General features: G+C 57.0%; 18 protein-coding genes. 2 read left to right on the top strand and 16 right to left on the bottom strand.

Annotated elements, in window-relative coordinates:
* Positions 1 to 18: 18 nt before the first annotated feature.
* The 6 genes from hpaI to hpaG all read right to left on the bottom strand — a co-directional run bounded on the left by hpaI (position 19) and on the right by hpaG (position 5,714).
* On the bottom strand, positions 19 to 816 hold the full coding sequence (gene hpaI / locus CWR52_RS09170) for a 4-hydroxy-2-oxoheptanedioate aldolase (RefSeq protein WP_104949459.1): 798 nt from the start codon (positions 814 to 816) through the stop codon (positions 19 to 21).
* Positions 817 to 825: 9 nt separating this feature from the next.
* Positions 826 to 1,629 (bottom strand): 2-oxo-hept-4-ene-1,7-dioate hydratase, encoded by an 804-nt coding sequence (gene hpaH, locus CWR52_RS09165; RefSeq protein ID WP_104949458.1) that lies wholly within the window; start codon positions 1,627 to 1,629, stop codon positions 826 to 828.
* 100 nt (positions 1,630 to 1,729) lie between these two features.
* Positions 1,730 to 2,110, bottom strand: coding sequence for a 5-carboxymethyl-2-hydroxymuconate Delta-isomerase (locus CWR52_RS09160; protein WP_104949457.1), 381 nt, complete (start codon positions 2,108 to 2,110; stop codon positions 1,730 to 1,732).
* A gap of 9 nt (positions 2,111 to 2,119) precedes the next feature.
* Positions 2,120 to 2,971, bottom strand: coding sequence for a 3,4-dihydroxyphenylacetate 2,3-dioxygenase (hpaD, locus tag CWR52_RS09155; RefSeq protein ID WP_104949456.1), 852 nt, complete (start codon positions 2,969 to 2,971; stop codon positions 2,120 to 2,122).
* 2 nt (positions 2,972 to 2,973) lie between these two features.
* Entirely contained in the window at positions 2,974 to 4,440 is a 1,467-nt protein-coding gene (gene hpaE, locus CWR52_RS09150) for a 5-carboxymethyl-2-hydroxymuconate semialdehyde dehydrogenase (protein WP_104949455.1), read from the bottom strand.
* Entirely contained in the window at positions 4,437 to 5,714 is a 1,278-nt protein-coding gene (hpaG, locus tag CWR52_RS09145) for a 4-hydroxyphenylacetate degradation bifunctional isomerase/decarboxylase (RefSeq protein WP_104949454.1), read from the bottom strand. The genes hpaE and hpaG overlap by 4 nt, the downstream gene beginning before the upstream one ends.
* Before the next feature lie 270 nt (positions 5,715 to 5,984).
* On the opposite strand from hpaG, the gene hpaR reads away from it, so the two are divergent.
* Positions 5,985 to 6,425: a homoprotocatechuate degradation operon regulator HpaR gene (hpaR, locus tag CWR52_RS09140; protein ID WP_104949453.1), complete on the top strand. Its 441-nt coding sequence runs from the start codon at positions 5,985 to 5,987 to the stop codon at positions 6,423 to 6,425.
* An 83-nt stretch (positions 6,426 to 6,508) separates the two neighbouring features.
* Positions 6,509 to 8,173 carry a methyl-accepting chemotaxis protein gene (gene tsr, locus CWR52_RS09135; RefSeq protein ID WP_104949452.1) on the top strand — a complete coding sequence of 555 codons (1,665 nt, stop codon included), beginning with the start codon at positions 6,509 to 6,511 and terminating at the stop codon, positions 8,171 to 8,173.
* A 230-nt stretch (positions 8,174 to 8,403) separates the two neighbouring features.
* Here the strand turns inward: tsr and CWR52_RS09130 are convergent, their stop codons facing one another.
* From CWR52_RS09130 to CWR52_RS09085, 10 genes are all read right to left on the bottom strand, one after another.
* A complete protein-coding gene (locus CWR52_RS09130) occupies positions 8,404 to 8,919 on the bottom strand; it encodes a GNAT family N-acetyltransferase (protein ID WP_104949451.1) in 516 nt (171 codons plus the stop codon).
* Positions 8,919 to 11,210: a phosphatidylglycerol--membrane-oligosaccharide glycerophosphotransferase gene (gene opgB / locus CWR52_RS09125; protein ID WP_114149328.1), complete on the bottom strand. Its 2,292-nt coding sequence runs from the start codon at positions 11,208 to 11,210 to the stop codon at positions 8,919 to 8,921. Before opgB ends, CWR52_RS09130 begins: the two co-directional genes overlap by 1 nt.
* A 270-nt stretch (positions 11,211 to 11,480) precedes the next feature.
* Complete coding sequence (locus CWR52_RS09120) at positions 11,481 to 11,960, bottom strand: DUF2501 domain-containing protein (RefSeq protein ID WP_104949449.1); 480 nt, start codon at positions 11,958 to 11,960, stop codon at positions 11,481 to 11,483.
* Between the two features lie 83 nt (positions 11,961 to 12,043).
* Positions 12,044 to 12,781: a DNA replication protein DnaC gene (gene dnaC / locus CWR52_RS09115; RefSeq protein ID WP_104949448.1), complete on the bottom strand. Its 738-nt coding sequence runs from the start codon at positions 12,779 to 12,781 to the stop codon at positions 12,044 to 12,046.
* Between the two features lies 1 nt (position 12,782).
* The gene (dnaT, locus tag CWR52_RS09110) at positions 12,783 to 13,322 is read right to left on the bottom strand and encodes a primosomal protein DnaT (RefSeq protein ID WP_104949447.1); all 540 of its coding nucleotides are present in this window, start codon (positions 13,320 to 13,322) and stop codon (positions 12,783 to 12,785) included.
* A 135-nt stretch (positions 13,323 to 13,457) separates the two neighbouring features.
* Positions 13,458 to 13,886: an organic hydroperoxide resistance protein gene (locus tag CWR52_RS09105; RefSeq protein WP_023310299.1), complete on the bottom strand. Its 429-nt coding sequence runs from the start codon at positions 13,884 to 13,886 to the stop codon at positions 13,458 to 13,460.
* Positions 13,887 to 13,969: 83 nt separating this feature from the next.
* Entirely contained in the window at positions 13,970 to 14,422 is a 453-nt protein-coding gene (locus CWR52_RS09100) for a MarR family winged helix-turn-helix transcriptional regulator (RefSeq protein WP_104950904.1), read from the bottom strand.
* 41 nt (positions 14,423 to 14,463) lie between these two features.
* Complete coding sequence (locus tag CWR52_RS09095; protein WP_008502090.1) at positions 14,464 to 15,105, bottom strand: TetR family transcriptional regulator; 642 nt, start codon at positions 15,103 to 15,105, stop codon at positions 14,464 to 14,466.
* 67 nt (positions 15,106 to 15,172) lie between these two features.
* Positions 15,173 to 15,646 (bottom strand): threonine/serine exporter, encoded by a 474-nt coding sequence (locus tag CWR52_RS09090; protein ID WP_045907727.1) that lies wholly within the window; start codon positions 15,644 to 15,646, stop codon positions 15,173 to 15,175.
* On the bottom strand, positions 15,637 to 16,413 hold the full coding sequence (locus CWR52_RS09085; RefSeq protein WP_048028601.1) for a threonine/serine ThrE exporter family protein: 777 nt from the start codon (positions 16,411 to 16,413) through the stop codon (positions 15,637 to 15,639). Before CWR52_RS09085 ends, CWR52_RS09090 begins: the two co-directional genes overlap by 10 nt.
* Between the last annotated feature and the right edge of the window lie 292 nt (positions 16,414 to 16,705).

The following is a 16,705-nucleotide window of genomic DNA, read 5'->3' as shown; positions in this document are numbered from 1 at the left end:
GCGCTCCAGATCTTACGTTTAGTAGACGGATTTATTGTTATGAACTGACGTAACCGGTTGTTCGATAAAACGTGCCGCCAGCGCTTCCGCGCTGCGGGCGAGCAGGGTAGTGTCGACCCCGACGGCAACAAACAGTGCGCCGAGCTCAAGATAGCGTTTTGCCAGCTGTTCATTCGCCATCAGGATGCCGGGGGCTTTACCGGCAGCGCGTATCTGCGCGATCGCCTGCTCAATGGCGGCCTGCACCTCCGGGTGCTGCGGATTGCCGGCAAAGCCCATGTCGGCGCTCAGATCCGCCGGGCCGATAAACACGCCGTCGACGCCTTCTACGTCCAGGATCTGTGGCAGGTTTTTCAGCGCCTCGCGGGTTTCGATCTGCACCAGCACGCACATGGCGTCGTTAGCCTGCTGCAGGTAGTCCGGAATGCGGTTCCAGCGCGAGGCGCGCGCCAGGGCGCTGCCGACGCCGCGAATGCCCGCAGGCGGGTAGCGGGTGGCACGTACCGCCTGCCGCGCTTCGTCGGCGTTTTGTACCATCGGCACCAGCAGAGTTTGTGCGCCCACGTCCAGCAGCTGTTTGATCTGCACCGGGTCGTTCCACGACGGGCGGACCACCGGCTGGCTGGGATAAGAGGCGATAGTCTGCAGCTGGGTTAAAACGGTCTGGACGCTGTTCGGCGCGTGCTCGCCGTCGATCAGCAGCCAGTCGAAGCCTGCTCCGGCCAGCAGTTCGGCGCTGTAGCTGCTGGTCAGCCCCAGCCATAACCCAATTTGCGGACGGCCTGCTTGCAGCGCCGCTTTAAATGCGTTTTGCATCGTTTTCTCCTAGACAAAGCGGCAGCTGATGGAGCCCATGTTGCCGTAGTCGACGTGGAAGGTGTCGCCTCTGCTGGCGGGCACCGGGCGGGTAAACGAGCCGCCGAGGATGATCTGGCCAGGCTCAAGCTGCACGTCGTACGGCGCAAGCTTGTTGGCCAGCCACGCCACGCCGTTGGCCGGGTGGTTAAGGACGCCTGCGGCCACGCCGGTCTCTTCGATCACGCCGTTGCGGTAGAGCAGGGCGGAGATCCAGCGCAGGTCCAGCGCGTCGGGCTTAATCGGACGACCGCCGAGGATCACGCCCGCGTTGGCGGCGTTATCAGAGATGGTGTCGAACACCTTGCGCGGGCGCTGGGTCTCCGGGTCGACGTTGTGGCAGCGGGCGTCGATCAGCTCCAGGGCGGGGATGACGTAATCCGTGGCGTTATAGACGTCGAAGATCGTGCAGTTCGGGCCGCGCAGCGGTTTTGCCAGCACGAACGCCAGCTCCACTTCGATGCGCGGGACGATAAAGCGATCGACGGGAATGTCGCTGCCGTCATGGAAGAACATGTCGTCCAGCAGCGCGCCGTAGTCCGGCTCGCTGATCTGCGAGCTGGCCTGCATCGCTTTAGAGGTGAGGCCGATCTTGTGGCCCTTCAGCACGCGGCCTTCGGCGATCTTCAGGCTCACCCATTCGCGCTGAACGGCGTAGGCGTCTTCAATCGTAATCTCCGGATAGTCCAGCGAGATCGCGCGGATCTGCTCCCGGGACTGCTCCGCCTGATGCAGACGATGGGCGATCAGGGTATGGGTATGTTTGTCGAGCATGGCGATATCCTGTTTTTGCCGGGTGGCGCTGCGCTTACCCGGCCTACGTTCGAGCCGTTGTAGGCCCGGTAAGCGAAGCGCCACCGGGCGGAAAAGAGGTCTACTTAAACAACGCGTGCACGTTGTTTTGTTTGTAATTGAGCGTCGCATCGAGTTCTTCCATGGCGAACGACAGCGCCAGATAGCGCTCCGCCATCAGCGCCGCGAAGTGCGTTTTGATCAACGCAAACAGCATTTCACCGACCTCTTCCCGGCTCTCCAGACTGCGCCCCGCGCCAATCTTCAGCGTCATATGGACAAAGGCGTAATCGTGCCTGCCGTCGGCCATCTGCCAGGTGTCCAGCCAGTGGGCGCGGCTGCGGATACCGCCGATAGGGAAGATGTCCGTGGCGGCGAGCGCCTCGTTCACTTTGGCGAACAGCGCCGGCAGGTCGGCCTGCTCGCGGATGTTGTCGGTACATTCAGCAATAAAGTGCGGCATGGTGGCTCCTTAGGCGGGCAGCGGGAAAACGGCGTTGACCTGGCCGGTGCCGGAGCTGGCGAACAGCTCGGTGAGAAACTCCACCTTGCCGTCGTACTGGTCCCAGCCGAGCATGCCCAGCAGCATCACCGTGTCGTGCATATTGCCTTCGCCGTAGCAGTAGTCGGCGTACTCCGGCAGCATGCTGCAGAATTCTTTGAACTGACCCTCTCGCCACAGCTTCACCACGCGCTCGTCCATCTGGTGGTCGAACTCGCGGGTGTAGCTGTTCATCCCTTCCTCGGCGCGCTGGTCGTCGATAAAGCGGTGCGACAGCGAGCCGCTGGCGAGCACCGCCACGGTGCCGTCGTATTTTTCAATGGCGCTGACGATGGCCTCGCCCAGCCTGCGGCTGTCGGCGAAGTCGTGAACCGTGCAGAACGCCGAGATGGAGACCACTTTGAAGTGCTTATCCGCGTTCATGTAGCGCATCGGCACCAGCGTGCCGTACTCGAGCTTCAGGCTCGGAATGTTGTGCGCTTTGGCGCGCACGCCAAGCTTCACCGCCTCGTCGGCAATCAGCTGGCCGAGTTCCGGGTTGCCGTCGTAGTCGTAAGTCATGTCGCGAATAAAGTGCGGCAGCTCGTTGCTGGTGTAGACGCCCGAAAAATGGTCCGCACAGTTGATGTGGTAGGCGCTGTTCACCAGCCAGTGGGTGTCGAAGACGATAATGGTATCGACGCCCAGCTCCCGGCAGCGCTTGCTGATCTCTTTGTGTCCGTCGATAGCGCCCTGGCGGCAGCCGTGATTTTTACCCGGCAGCTCGGAGAGATACATCGACGGCACGTGGGTGATTTTTGCCGCTAACGCTAATTTACCCATGGTCAGATCCCCCACTTTGGAATCGGATGGTCGCCCATGGAGATGCAGACGTTCTTCATCTCCGCGAACACCTCGAAGCTGTACTCGCCCCCCTCGCGGCCGGTGCCGGAGGCCTTCACGCCGCCAAACGGCTGGCGCAGGTCGCGCACGTTCTGGGTGTTGACGAACACCATGCCCGCTTCGATATTGCGCGCCAGGCGCAGCACCTTGCTGACATCCTGGGTCCAGATGTATGACGCCAGGCCGTACTCCACGTCGTTGGCCAGGCGCAGCCCTTCCGCTTCGTCCTTGAACGGCAGAAGACAGGCCACCGGCCCGAAGATCTCCTCCTGCGCCACGCGCATGCGGTTATCAACATCCGCCAGCACGGTCGGGCGCAGGAAGTTGCCGCCCTTCAGGTGCGCAGGCAGATCGCCTGGCTTGTCCGGGCTGCCCGCCAGCAGGGTGGCGCCTTCCTCGATGCCGAGGCGGATATAGCCGGAGACTTTCTCCCAGTGCTGTTGGCTGATGAGCGCGCCAATCTGGGTGTTCGGATCGGTCGGGTCACCCACGCGCAGGCGGTTGGCGCGCTCGGCAAAGCGCTTGACGAATTCCGGGTAGATGCTCTGCTGGATGAAGATGCGCGAGCCCGCGGTGCAGCGCTCGCCGTTGATGGAGAAGATGGTGAACAGGGCGGCGTCCAGCGCGCGATCGATGTCGGCATCTTCAAAAATCAGCACCGGGGATTTGCCGCCCAGCTCCATGGAATACTTCTTCAGCCCGGCGTTTTTCATGATGTTGCGGCCGGTAGCGGTGCCGCCGGTGAAAGAGACGGCGCGCACGTCGTGATGACGCACCAGCGCGTCGCCTGCCGTGGCGCCGTAGCCCTGCACCACGTTCAGCACGCCCGCCGGAATACCCGCTTCGAGGGCCAGTTCGCCCAGACGGTCGGCGGTTAGCGGGGAGAGCTCGGACATCTTCAGCACCGCGGTATTACCTAAGGCCAGACAGGGCGCGACCTTCCAGGTGGCGGTCATAAACGGCACGTTCCACGGCGACACCAGCGCGCAGACGCCCACCGGCTGCACCAGGGTGTAGTTGAGCATCTTGTCGTCAACCGGGTAGGTCTTGCCGTTCATTTGCTGGCACACCTCGGCGAAAAATTCGAAGTTGTGCGAGGCGCGCGGGATCAGCACGTTTTTGGTCTGGTGGATCGGCAGCCCGGTATCGGCGGTTTCCATGGCGGCGATCTCCGGCACGTTCTGGTCGATCAGATCGCCCAGACGACGCATCAGGCGCGCGCGCTCCTTCATCGGCAGGTTGGCCCACTTCGGAAACGCCTCTTTGGCGGCGGCAACGGCCTGATGGATTTCGGCTTCGCCGCCGGCGGCCACTTCAGCCAGGACCTCGCCGGAGGCCGGGTTAGTGGTGTGGAAGTAGTCGCTGCCCGCGACGTTTTTACCGTTGATCCAGTGGTTAATCTTTTTCATTTTGCCGTCTCCTCACTCACAATTCGGTTCACCAGGCGTCCCACGCCTTCCACTTCCACCACCACCTCATCGCCCGGCACCACGTCGGAGAGCCCCTTCGGCGTGCCGGTGGCAATCATGTCGCCCGGCTGCAGGGTCATAAAATCGCTCAGGTAGGCGATCAGGTACGGGATGCTGAAGATCAGATCCGCCGTGGTGCCTTCCTGACGCAGCTCGCCGTTGACGAAGGTGCGCAGGGCGAGGTTGTGCGGGTCGGGAATGGCCGCTTTTGGCACGATGTTGGGGGAAATGGGGGTCAGCCCGTCGCGGCTTTTCACCCGCAGGTTCGGGCGGTAGTAGTTTTCGAGATAGTCGCGGATGGCGTAGTCGTTGCAGACCGTATAGCCCGCAACATAGTCCATCGCCTCGGCTTCGCTCACCTTGCGGGCCGTTTTGCCGATGACCACCACCAGCTCCGCTTCATAGTGCATGTACTCGACGTTGTTCGGGCGCACCGAGGTCTGGTTGTCACCGTTGAAGGTGTTCGGCGCTTTGATAAACACCAGCGGCTCGGTGGGCGGCTTGAAGTCCAGCTCGCTGGCGTGATCGGCATAATTCAGACCGAGGGCAAACAGCGTGGCGTGCGGCGGCGTGCGGTGTGTGTTAGCGACGTCGCGCTCATCCACCACCGGGTTTTCCAGCGGCGGAAACCCCTCCGCCAGAATACGCACGCGGTCGCCCGGGCGGATCTCAACGCGGCTGTGCGGGGTACCGAGCAGGATCGCATCGCCGGGATTAAGGGTGGCGAACTCGCTCAGGGCGCTCAGCAGTTCGGCAGCGTTACGCTGCAGATCGGCGGTGTTCCAGTGGTCCGCTTCGCGGCCGTTGATCTCGGTGATGATGGTCAGGTTATCCACGTTATCAACGGCGACCGGTTCGCCGAGCGGGCAGAATCCGTCACGACATTTGGCCTTGATGGCCGGGCGATAGAAGCTCTCTTCCGGCAGGCTCACCTCGTTGGCCAGCGCATACCCCGCGATGTGCTCCGCAGCGTCCTCCACGCGTACCTTGCTGGCGGTTTTACCGATCACCAGCGCCACCGTCGCGCCGCTCAGCACCGTTTCCCCCTGCGGGAACGGAATGGGTTCGCCCGCACGAATCACGGTGTTATGGGGTTTGATAAACCACACGGCTGTTTTCGGCGGCGTGTTGTAGGGGGCTTTTTCAAATGCCTCACGCCAGGCTTCGCGCTGGCTCTGATGGTTGAGGGCGACGGCAAAGACGGTACCTTTCATTCACATACTCCTCAGGCCGGATGTCCGGTTTGGATTTCATTAATATGTTAATGATCTGGTTTTATGCTTTTGCTGTTTATTTCGCAATCAGAAGTGAAAAATTTGTGATATGAATAACAATAAATTTACATATTCTTTTTTATGCATAGTAAAATCAGTTTGTTAATAAAATTAATGGGTTTCTGTTAGACTTTTTGGCAGAAAACGTGTTGTTTATAAAAACATCTTTTCGTGTTTGTTTACTTGTTAATGATGTGAAGGGAACAGGCTATGCATGATTCATTAACCATCGCGCTGCTGCAGGCGCGGGAAGCGGCGATGTCCTACTTCCGCCCGATTGTGAAGCGCCATAATCTGACCGAGCAGCAGTGGCGCATTGTGCGCGTGCTGGCTGAACATCCGTCGATGGATTTTCACGATCTGGCGTTTCGCACCTGCATTTTGCGCCCGAGCCTGACCGGCATTCTGACGCGCATGGAGCGCGACGGTCTGGTGCTGCGCTTAAAGCCGCTGAACGACCAGCGCAAGCTGTACGTCTCGCTGACCAAAGAGGGCAATGCGTTGTATGAACACGCCCAGGCGCAGGTGGAGGAGGCGTATCAGCAGATTGAGGCGGAATATACGCCGGAGAAGATGAAACAGCTGACGGCGCTGCTGGAAGAGTTTATTGAACTCGGAAACCGTCATAACGCAGCGCGGGATGAAGAGTAAAAACCACAAATTCCAGGATGAATTTCGTAAAGTTTTCCCTTTCCAGGCCGAAAATTCTGTATCTGTCTGAGGAAAGAGAAAACATGTTAAACCGTATCAAGATTGTCACCAGCTTAATGCTGGTTTTAGCGATATTTGGCCTTTTACAACTCACATCCGGTGGTCTTTTCTTTAATGCTCTGAAGAATGACAAAGAGAATTTCACCGTCCTGCAAACCATTCGCCAGCAACAGTCCACGCTTAACGGGAGCTGGGTTGCGCTGCTGCAAACCCGTAATACCCTGAACCGTGCGGGTATCCGCTACATGATGGATCAGAGCAATATCGGCAGCGGCGCGACCGTTAACGATCTGATGCAGATTGCGTCTGCCTCGCTGAAACAGGCGGAAAAAAACTGGGCTGACTATGAAGCCCTGCCGCGCGACCCGCGTCAGAGCGACGCCGCTGCGCTGGAAATTAAACGTAACTACGATATCTACCACGGTGCGCTGGCTGAGCTGATTCAACTGCTGGGGGCGGGTAAAATCAACGCCTTCTTCGACCAGCCGACCCAGAGCTACCAGGATGGATTCGAGAAGCAGTACGTGAGCTACCTGCAGCAGAACGACAAGCTGTACCAGATGGCGGTTGAAGACAGCAACAGCTCTTACACTCAGGCTATCTGGGTGCTGATCAGCGTGCTGGTTGCCGTGCTGGTGGTGATTGTGGCCGTTTGGCTGGGTATCAAGCAGGCGCTGATCTCCCCGCTGAATCGTCTGATCGACAACATTCGCCATATCGCCAGCGGTGACCTGGTGAAGCGTATTGAAGTTCAGGGCACCAACGAGATGGGTGAACTGGCCGACTCGCTGCGCCATATGCAGGGCGAGCTGGTGCGTACCGTGGGCGACGTGCGTAACGGCGCGAATGCGATCTACAGCGGCGCGAGTGAAATCGCGATGGGCAACAATGACCTTTCCTCCCGTACTGAACAGCAGGCCGCTTCCCTGGAAGAGACCGCTGCCAGCATGGAGCAGCTGACGGCGACCGTTAAGCAGAACGCCGAGAATGCCCGTCAGGCGAGCCATCTTGCGCTGAGCGCCTCTGAAACCGCGCAGAAAGGCGGCAAAGTGGTGGATAACGTGGTGCAGACCATGCGTGATATCGCCGGAAGTTCGCAGAAAATCGCCGATATCATCAGCGTGATCGACGGCATTGCATTCCAGACCAACATCCTGGCACTGAACGCGGCGGTTGAAGCGGCGCGTGCGGGCGAGCAGGGCCGTGGTTTTGCGGTGGTGGCGGGTGAAGTACGTAACCTGGCCCAGCGCAGCGCCCAGGCGGCACGCGAGATCAAGAGCCTGATTGAAGACTCCGTGGGCCGCGTGGAAGTGGGTTCAACGCTGGTAGAAAGTGCCGGTGAAACCATGGGTGAGATCGTGAATGCGGTCACCCGCGTCACGGACATCATGGGTGAAATCGCCTCTGCGTCTGACGAGCAGAGCCGCGGTATCGACCAGGTCGGTCTGGCGGTGGCGGAGATGGATCGCGTGACCCAGCAGAACGCCTCGCTGGTGGAAGAGTCTGCCGCAGCGGCAGCCGCACTGGAAGAGCAGGCAAGCCGTCTGACCCAGGCCGTGGCGGTGTTCCGCATTCAGCAGGAGCAGATGAAGGCGCGTGAATTCGCTGCGGCTAAAGCGGTTTCCACGCCGGTGATGGCGCGTAAAACCGCGACGGTCGATTCAGGCGATAACTGGGAAACCTTCTAACGCCGTGTGTTGTGCCGGGTGGCGGCTGCGCCTTACCCGGCCTACGGATCGTGGTTTTTGCCGGGTGGCGGCTGTGCCTTACCCGGCCTACGGATCGTGGTTTTTGCCGGGTGGCGGCTGCGCCTTACCCGGCCTACGGATCGTGGTTTTTGCCGGGTGGCGGCTACGCTTTACCCGGCCTACGGTTTGTGGTTTTGTAGGCCCGGTAAGCGCAGCGCCACCGGGCGATATTACAGAGGCAGGCGCATGGCGCAGCGCGTTTCATACGCGAAACCGTGCGCTGTCTCTTCTTCCCTTTTCTGACGCAGTTCAGGCGTCAGGGTCGTCATTTTTTCAAACCCCAGCCGGGCATAGAACGGCGCATTCCACGGGACGTTCCTGAACGTCGTCAGCGTCAGCGCTGTCAGCCCCCTGTTACGGGCATGGTCTGCCACGCAGGCGATGAGCTGCCTGCCGATCCCTTTTCCCTGCCAGTCCAGATCAACCGAGAGTTCGACAATAAAAAGTGATGAAGTATGGGCTTCGGCAAGGATAAACCCGACGGGGTGGTCGTTTGCCAGCGCCAGCCAGCTTAGCCCGCGTTCGACATAGCCGAGGTGTTGCTCTGCGGAAATGACCTCGCCATCGGCAAGCCAGGCGAGTGCCGGGAAGTCACGGAAGCGCCCGGCCGCCGCGCGCTCAATGGCGGGCAGGGCGGCAACGTCGTCGGAATGTGTGGGCCGAACGGTGAGGTTAAGGGTGACCATTAGCCTGCGCGACTCACGATTTTAATTTCAACCATGCCGATCCCGAGCTGGCGCGGTGAATGGCCGAGAATATTTCCCTCATTGGTGGACTGCGGGTCTGGCGGCACAATCACCAGGGTACTGCTGCGCGATGGATTCTCGAAATGCAGGGTGTGAGTGCTTACGTCATTTCCAAGCGTCAGCGTCTGCTCTTGATCGCCCACACGCACCGGTACGGGTTTATTCGCGTTAGGCCCGTACGCCCTGGCCGTGATCACCAGATCAAATTGCTCCGGCAGCGGATGGGTGTACTCAATTTTCACCTCATTGCCCAGCTGCGCGTTAGACCAGCGTCCCCAGGACTCCGGCCGCGAGATGCCGCTAAACTGCTTCACTTCTTCCGGCGCGCCGGCCACGTTAAAGATAAAGCTGTCCGCTTTGTAGCGAATATCGTTGTCGCTGATTTTCAGCATGTCGACGTTACGCTGATAGCGCGCGGTATCAATCACCGTATCGTTGAACGCGGTTTTGCCCTTCCACTGCGCCTTATCCACGTGCTGCACGGTTTGCTCGCCGCCGAGCTGGCCCTGAGAAACGCACCAGTCGGTAGAGAGCGCCAGCGGCTGCGACCAGAGCTGGCCCATTTTGTAGCACCTGTCGACCCAGACGAAGTTATCGCGTGGCGCAAAATCGGCCAGCTGATAGCGCAGCGGCGCGGAATACTCGCTTTCTGGCAGCGGCTCAACGCGACCCTCAGACACGCGTACCAGCAGCGGCAGGCGGAAGTTACTGCCTGAGAAGGCAATGGTGTTTTTATCCCGATCGACGGTGAAGTCCTTCATCTCCTTCGGGAAGTTCCACAGGCGGATGATGTCGGGCTTCCAGGCGAGGATTTTTTCCTTCATGTTGAGGAACACTTCCGACAGGGATTGCCCCGACAGCGTGCTGCGGCCCAGGCCAATAAAGTTGTCGCCGCCCAGGATGTCCAGCACGGTGGCGCCGTTATCCATGGAGTTGCGTTTGGTGGCGATCTCCTCCTGCTGCGGCTGGTCGCCGCGCAGGACGAAGAACAGATTGCTGCGATCCTGCTTGTTGAGCTGGTCCCACGCGCTGTTTTTCATCGCCAGGTGATCGGACGAGACGACGATGACGGTGTTTTTAAACCAGGGCGAGGCTTTGATTTTCTCGACCAGCGCGGCAATGTGCTCCTGACTGCAGGTGACGGCGCTGAACGATTTGTTGTTTTTACCATCAATGTCATAGCTTTTGCGCTTGCAGGTGCGCGAGACAAACCCGTCCGGATGGTGGGTGTCCACCGTCAGCGCAAAGAGAGAGAAACGCTTGCCCGTGCGGGACAGCTCTTCGAATTTCTTCCAGGTTTCGTCGAGTACCGTATCGTCATAGAAGCCCCAGTCGTTGCGGTAGCTCGGATCGGCAACCGTCGTTTTTAACTCTTCTGAGCCGTACAGGTGGTCAAAACCGTGGGATTTCAGGAACACATCTTTTCCGGCAAAGCGCAGGTTTGCTCCCTGCATAAAGTAGTTTTCATAGCCGGAGTTTTTCAGGATATCGCCCAGGCAAATATTCTGCGGAAAGAACGTCGACATCGAGGCGGAGGCGTTGCCTTCAAAAGGTGCGAACAGCGGGATACCGCACTGGGAGGCCACCATCCCGGCGATAGTGTAATCCGTGCCGGGTAACTGCATGGTGTGGCTGAAATCGAGGCCTTCGTTTTTCAGCGCGCCCAGTTCCGGCGTGAGGTTCGGGAAGGCATCGTTATCAAAGTAGGTGCGCTCCAGACTTTCACCGTAGATATAGACCAAGTTGAGCGTCGGGTTGGCGATCGTTTTCGACGGCTCTTTGTAGTAAGCCGCGAAATCCGGATCGCCATCGCGCGACTGGGATTTCACCAGTTCGGTGATCTGATGGAACGCCGGGCTGGCGTCGACGGAGGCCAGCGCCAGGAATAACGCCAGCAGGCTGTAGCCATGATGGTGCGGAAGATGGCGACGGCGGCGCAGCACCCAGGCCAGCGCGCCAAAAATGGTGACCAGTGCGACGACAAGGCCGAGCCCCGGCAGAATGTACTTGCTTACACCCGCGCCCGTCAGGCTGTTTGTCAGCGTGTAGAGCACCGCATCGTTAATGCCGTCACCGGTAAAGTAATCGCTGGCGTATAAGGTAATGTTTAAAATAATAAAAATGCCGAGCACCACCAGCGTGGCGATAAACCACCAGGTGTGACGGCCAGCTTTCCAGGCGTAAACGCCGACAGAAGCCAGAAAAAGGATAAGAGACATGAATTCAGACAACAGCATATCCTCGTGACGCCAGATGCTTCGCTGGCTAACTGTTTATTTTTTGGGTCATACAATGTAATTGCGATGTCGTTAAGCTGCAATTTTAGTGTCACGAAAGTGTGCTGTTGTTAGGATTTGGTTTAGAAAATCGTTTTTATGAAGACGTGCACATCCTGACAAACGGACGCTGAGACGGTGGCAGGTGGGAAAAACGCTCATTTAGCGCCGCGCTGCAAGGCTATCGCATTAAACGCGGCGTGTTGTGGCAGAAAATGGGGTGGATCAGGAGATGAAATTAACGCCTTGTTTCAGCACCAGATCGCAGGCTTTGGTTTTCACCTGTTTGGCCAGAGAAGAGTTGCCGAGGGTGCTCAGGTTAAGCTGCTGACCGTTCTGCGCGTTAAGCAGGCCCTGAATGCCGTCCATATAATTGGTATCCGCTTTTTGCTCCTGGGTATCCAGACCCAGTTTACCCAGCACCTGGTTTTTCACGTTTTGCGCGTCGGTCACGGAGGCCAGTTTTTGCTTCGCGCAATATTCCAGAATCCCCGCCGCGTTGTTCATCGTGCCCGCGCTCAGGCTCTGACCGCTGTTGCCCAGCAGGCTGGTGAGGGAAGAGGCGGAGAGTCCGCCCTGCGTGCTGCTCTCTTTGGTCAGCTCGTTTGCTGCGCTTGAAAGGGACTCCTGCCAGGACGCCGCCTGCGCTGCACCGGTTACCAGCAGCGCGCCTAAAAAGGTGCTGATTAGAATCTGTTTTTTCATCATGGCTCTCTCAAAAAGGTCCGTTTTGGGCCGAAGGGGTTCCAGTATATACCTACGACCTGTCGGCGATTCCTGGAACTGTCTTAATACTCTTTCCCGGTGACGCGGCTGCGGTAACTGTCCCAATTGAAGTTTACCCATAAACTTGCTCCTAAACGCATCCTGTCCATTACGCGCTCACCGAGAAGCTTAGTCATATCTTCAATATTATAATTTGTTAACATACCTGTAGGCCGTTTGGATGAGGATCTTCGATCAACTAGTTGATTTATGATTACTTTTTCGTATTTAGATTCAGTTTGCACGCCAATTTCATCAATCACAAGGAGATCAACATTGCTTAAATCGGTAAGCAATTGCTCTTCACTTGTTTCTTTATTAGTGAAGGTATCTTTCATTGCAGTCATGATGTCTGCAACGGTAATGATTAAAACGGACTTTCCTTGAATTAACAAAGCATTACATATTGCTGCGGCAAGATGATTCTTTCCGGTTCCTGGTTTGCCAGTAAAGATGAAACTAGCAATATTCCCTTCAAAATTATCGACATACTGCCTAGCTTTGTTAAGTGCATTAAGTTGTCCATCGCTCTCGACAATATAATTATCGAATGAACAATTTTGGTGTAACGGGCGAATGCCAGAACGGTTAAATGTTCTCTGCATTTTCATGGCCCTATTTTCACGTGCGAGTGCAGCAGCTCGGATTTTCCCCTGCTCTTTTTGCCAGGCTAACAGTTCTTCACCTGTCGTAAAGGCGGGTTTTACATTAGCTGGCATCATTTTCTGCAGTCGTTTCATCAGATCGCCGACGTTTTTCATATCATCCTCTGAAGCCTGGTGGGATAGTATTGTCTGGTTCTGAAATGGTGTTGATATCGCGTTTTGGCTGGCCGTTGTTGCCGGCGCGGGTAATCTGGAGATGACGCGCGAGCTTTTGCTGCCACTGAATATGGGTGAACACTTTCCCTTCCGCCTGCCACCAGGCGGTAAACGCGGCAAGCTCTTCCGCGGTGGCGGGTTGGGTTAACGCAATGCCCCACAGCGCGGCCTGCCGCTGAAAATCCGCATCCGGTTGCCAGCCTGCATAGAGGGCAAATTTACCCATCGGAACGGTCACGGGAACGTTAACCGGTTCATTAAAGAACTGGTTATCCAGCGTGACATCGCTTGCCGGGCGTGACAATTGCGCTTCGATCTCCAGAAGCTGTGCCAGACGTTCCGGTGTGATTGCGTAAAACGCCGGCGCGTTGTCGGCAAAAACCGCAACCGTGCCGCCTTCGGCGTGGGTCAACACACCGCGAGGGTCGCGCATAAAGGCATCAATACCAGCAATGCTGGTGGTCAGAATTCTGGAGGACATAACGCTTACTCTACTGATGACTACGGGCGTGATATGGGCTTATGGTAGCACAGAGAGGGGAAAGGGAAGGAGGGGTAAAGTGCGGGCTGATGCCCTCACCCTGACCCTCTCCCACAGGGAGAGGGAACAAAGGGATTACGCGATGATGTTCAGCGTCACGTCAATGTTGCCGCGGGTCGCGTTAGAGTACGGGCAAACAATGTGTGCCGCGTCGACCAGCTTTTTGGCTTCTGCGGGATCCATACCCTCAACGTGGATGTTCAGTTTCGCTTCGATACCAAAACCGGTTGGCAGCGGGCCAATACCCACTTCACCTTCAATAAAGGCATCTTTTGGCAGGGTGAATTTGTCGCGCGCCGCTACAAACTTCATCGCGCCCAGGAAGCAGGCAGAGTAGCCGGCAGCAAACAACTGCTCAGGGTTCGTTACTTCTCCCCCCATGCCGCCCATCTCTTTTGGCACGCCCAGTTTTACGTCCAGTACGCCATCGGAAGAGGTGGCACGACCGTCACGGCCACCGGTTGCTTTGGCTTTGGCGGTATAAACAACTTTTTCTAAAGACATGGCAGGTTCCTCATCTTGCTTAAGTGTGTGCTATTAAATAGCGTGCGATATATATGGGTAATAATAACGCGTAAAGTATAGCCTTACGCGCGGTGTAGCTGTTGTCGCAAAAGTTCGAGCTGCTGTTTGAGCGCCAGCAGGGTGTCGGTATCACACTGCGCTGCGCAACTCACCGCATGGGGGATACCCAGTGCCTGCTGCTGGAGCTCACGTCCCGCTTCACTCAGGGTGACGGCGACCTGACGTTCGTCTTTGCGTGAACGGTGGCGGTTGATGAGCCCGGCACTTTCCAGACGCTTCAACAGCGGCGTCAGGGTCGCAGAGTCAAGAAACAGCCGTTCACCGATGTCCGACACCGTCATATCATCCTGCTCCCACAGCACCAGCATCACCAGATATTGTGGATAGGTCAGGTTCAGCGGTGCCAGCAGCTGCCGGTACAGCTTGTTAAGCGCCAGGTTTGCCGAATAGAGGGCAAAGCAGAGCTGGTTATCCAGCTTGAGCGCAGCGGTTGCATCGTTTGTTTTCGCGTTCATGAGATGAATATAGATAGTGTGCGATTTAATTGCAAGCAATTTTATGGGCAGGTATAGCGGAGCGCCACCTGAACGGCCATTTTGCGGTAGTGCTGACGCTGAGCCTGCTCGTCTGCGCCTTCTTCAAACAACAGCGTAAAGGTGTAGCTGTTGGCAACGTAGTGAAAGCTGAAGCTGCTTATCAGACGATGAAGATCGCGGGCGTCTACCGTCTCACTGAAGAGCTGTTTTTCTTTCCCCCGGCGCAGGATCTCCTCCAGCAGGTCGAGCGCGCTTCGGTTGACCTGGCGGAGATAGCTCGACTGCTGCATAAAGCGGCCGCGCTGCATGTTTTCCATGCAGATAATCCGGATGTAGTCAGGGTGGTCGGCATGGTAGTCAAAGGTGGCTTCAACCAGATTGACCAGCGCTTCGACCGGGGGCATTCCCGTCAGGCTTAGCGCTTTTTCACTGGCGCGAATCTGGGTGTAAACATGTTCCAGAACCAGGAGATAGAGGTTCTCTTTATTCTTGAAATGGTAAACCACCATGCGTTTGGTGGTGCCCGCTTTCTCTGCGATCTGCTCCATCCGTGCACCGTTCAATCCGTACTCGGCAAAAAGCGCGATGGCGCTCTGAAAGATTTTCTCTTTCAGGCTGGATTCTTCACTGTGTTCGGGGTGTTCGCTGCCTGGGTTAGCCACATCCTTTCCTTATTTTCACCAAACGGACCTGAAGGATTATCTCCACGGCAGCGAAATAACACAAATATCAAACGCGTGGGCGTTTACGGTACAGCCACAGGCCGGGGATCGACAGCCCGATGGAGAGCGCACCGACGATGGAGGACGCCTTAAGAAAATTGCTGAGAAGAAGGATCATCTGAGGCTCGGTATAGCCGAAATGGCTGATTTTCACCGCGGAAATCATTGCGGTATAGGCTGATATGCCCGGGAACATCGGGATCACTGCGGCAACGGTGAACACTTTGGGATGTGCCAGGTACCAGCGTGACCACTGAATGCCGATACTGCCGACCAGCATCGAGGCCATAAATGTCGACCATTCGATATTAAAACCCGCCGTCATCATGACCATGCGTGAGCCATGGCCAATCGCGCCCAGCAGGGCACACCACGGCAGAGCGCGTTGCGGGACGTTAAATACCATCGCGAAGCCGATGGCCGGAATCGCGGCCAGAAGCATGTCCTGCGCCAGTGCCAGCAGAAAATCGATCACGCCCATCCGCGTAGCCCCCAGAGTGTCATAGCCATGACCACGCCGATGCAGGTCGCCAGCGTCAGCAGGCTGGCGATCGCCCAGCGTGCCAGACCGGTATTGATGTGCCCTTTAAACATGTCGGCGACGGCGTTGATCAACGGAAAGCCCGGAACCAGCAGAAGCACGCTGGCGGCCATGGCAACGGTCGGAGTGTTGGCAAACTGCGGCAGACGCAGCAGCAGGCCAGAAACCGTGGTGGCGACAAAGGCGGTAATGCAGAAGTTAATTTGCGGGTGCAGCTGCCGATGCGTCAGCAGCTGGCGAACATACATGGCGATACTGCTGGCGAAAAAGGTGATGATTGCTCCGTCCCATCCGCCTTTGTTGAGCTTACAAAAGCAGGCGCACGAGAGCCCTACCATCAACACGACGAGCCAGCGCGGATAACGTAATGGCTTGATCTGGTTGAACCGTTTTTCAATCTCCCTGAGATCGAGAAGCTTATGTTCAGCGAGGATGACAATGTGCTGCACTTCGGTCACGACGTGCATGTTTATACCGCGGTCATGGTTTTTGCGCGTGGAGGTCAGGCACTGACCGTCTTTGATCGTGGTCAGCACGATGGCATTGGATGAGATGGCACTTTCGACGCTGTCCATCCCTAGCGCCAGCCCCAGCCGGGTGGAAAGCTCCTCAACCAGCGCGCTTTCCGCGCCGTGCTGGAGCAGAAAAAGACCGCACTGAATACATAGCCGCGTGATAGCACGCTGCGTTGACCGCTCTGCCTGCATGTCGTGTCCTGAAAAAGATGGAGAGGTTGCCGGTTAGCCCATAATGAGTACTTTTAGCACAAAGTGCAGTCCCTCTTGCTGTGGGCCAGATCAAGGTTTGTGCAAACAGTGGCAGGCGGTGCCGTGAAAGGGGCCGGGATTAATTTATTAATGCCGTGAATTATTAATATCAAAATATAAAATATTTGTATTTAGTTATTCTAATTTTAAATTGTCGTTATTTTAATGACTCCACAATTAAATTTTATTTCGCTTTGTGAGATATTACTGCTGTTTAGGCATTTCTTAAACT

Source organism: Enterobacter sp. SGAir0187 (assembly GCF_002952735.2).
Taxonomy (GTDB): Bacteria; Pseudomonadota; Gammaproteobacteria; order Enterobacterales; family Enterobacteriaceae; genus Enterobacter; species Enterobacter quasiroggenkampii.
Note: the sequence above shows the minus strand (reverse complement) of the source record. Positions and strands in the feature narration are given on the sequence as shown.

What these genes read in the sequence shown, in the direction of transcription:
- hpaI (WP_104949459.1), bottom strand. Translation starts at nt 816, where the DNA reads ATGCAAAACGCATTTAAAGCGGCGCTGCAAGCAGGCCGTCCGCAAATT.
- hpaH (WP_104949458.1), bottom strand. Translation starts at nt 1,629, where the DNA reads ATGCTCGACAAACATACCCATACCCTGATCGCCCATCGTCTGCATCAG.
- CWR52_RS09160 (WP_104949457.1), bottom strand. Translation starts at nt 2,110, where the DNA reads ATGCCGCACTTTATTGCTGAATGTACCGACAACATCCGCGAGCAGGCC.
- hpaD (WP_104949456.1), bottom strand. Translation starts at nt 2,971, where the DNA reads ATGGGTAAATTAGCGTTAGCGGCAAAAATCACCCACGTGCCGTCGATG.
- hpaE (WP_104949455.1), bottom strand. Translation starts at nt 4,440, where the DNA reads ATGAAAAAGATTAACCACTGGATCAACGGTAAAAACGTCGCGGGCAGC.
- hpaG (WP_104949454.1), bottom strand. Translation starts at nt 5,714, where the DNA reads ATGAAAGGTACCGTCTTTGCCGTCGCCCTCAACCATCAGAGCCAGCGC.
- hpaR (WP_104949453.1), top strand. Translation starts at nt 5,985, where the DNA reads ATGCATGATTCATTAACCATCGCGCTGCTGCAGGCGCGGGAAGCGGCG.
- tsr (WP_104949452.1), top strand. Translation starts at nt 6,509, where the DNA reads ATGTTAAACCGTATCAAGATTGTCACCAGCTTAATGCTGGTTTTAGCG.
- CWR52_RS09130 (WP_104949451.1), bottom strand. Translation starts at nt 8,919, where the DNA reads ATGGTCACCCTTAACCTCACCGTTCGGCCCACACATTCCGACGACGTT.
- CWR52_RS09120 (WP_104949449.1), bottom strand. Translation starts at nt 11,960, where the DNA reads ATGAAAAAACAGATTCTAATCAGCACCTTTTTAGGCGCGCTGCTGGTA.
- dnaC (WP_104949448.1), bottom strand. Translation starts at nt 12,781, where the DNA reads ATGAAAAACGTCGGCGATCTGATGAAACGACTGCAGAAAATGATGCCA.
- dnaT (WP_104949447.1), bottom strand. Translation starts at nt 13,322, where the DNA reads ATGTCCTCCAGAATTCTGACCACCAGCATTGCTGGTATTGATGCCTTT.
- CWR52_RS09105 (WP_023310299.1), bottom strand. Translation starts at nt 13,886, where the DNA reads ATGTCTTTAGAAAAAGTTGTTTATACCGCCAAAGCCAAAGCAACCGGT.
- CWR52_RS09100 (WP_104950904.1), bottom strand. Translation starts at nt 14,422, where the DNA reads ATGAACGCGAAAACAAACGATGCAACCGCTGCGCTCAAGCTGGATAAC.
- CWR52_RS09090 (WP_045907727.1), bottom strand. Translation starts at nt 15,646, where the DNA reads ATGGGCGTGATCGATTTTCTGCTGGCACTGGCGCAGGACATGCTTCTG.
- CWR52_RS09085 (WP_048028601.1), bottom strand. Translation starts at nt 16,413, where the DNA reads ATGCAGGCAGAGCGGTCAACGCAGCGTGCTATCACGCGGCTATGTATT.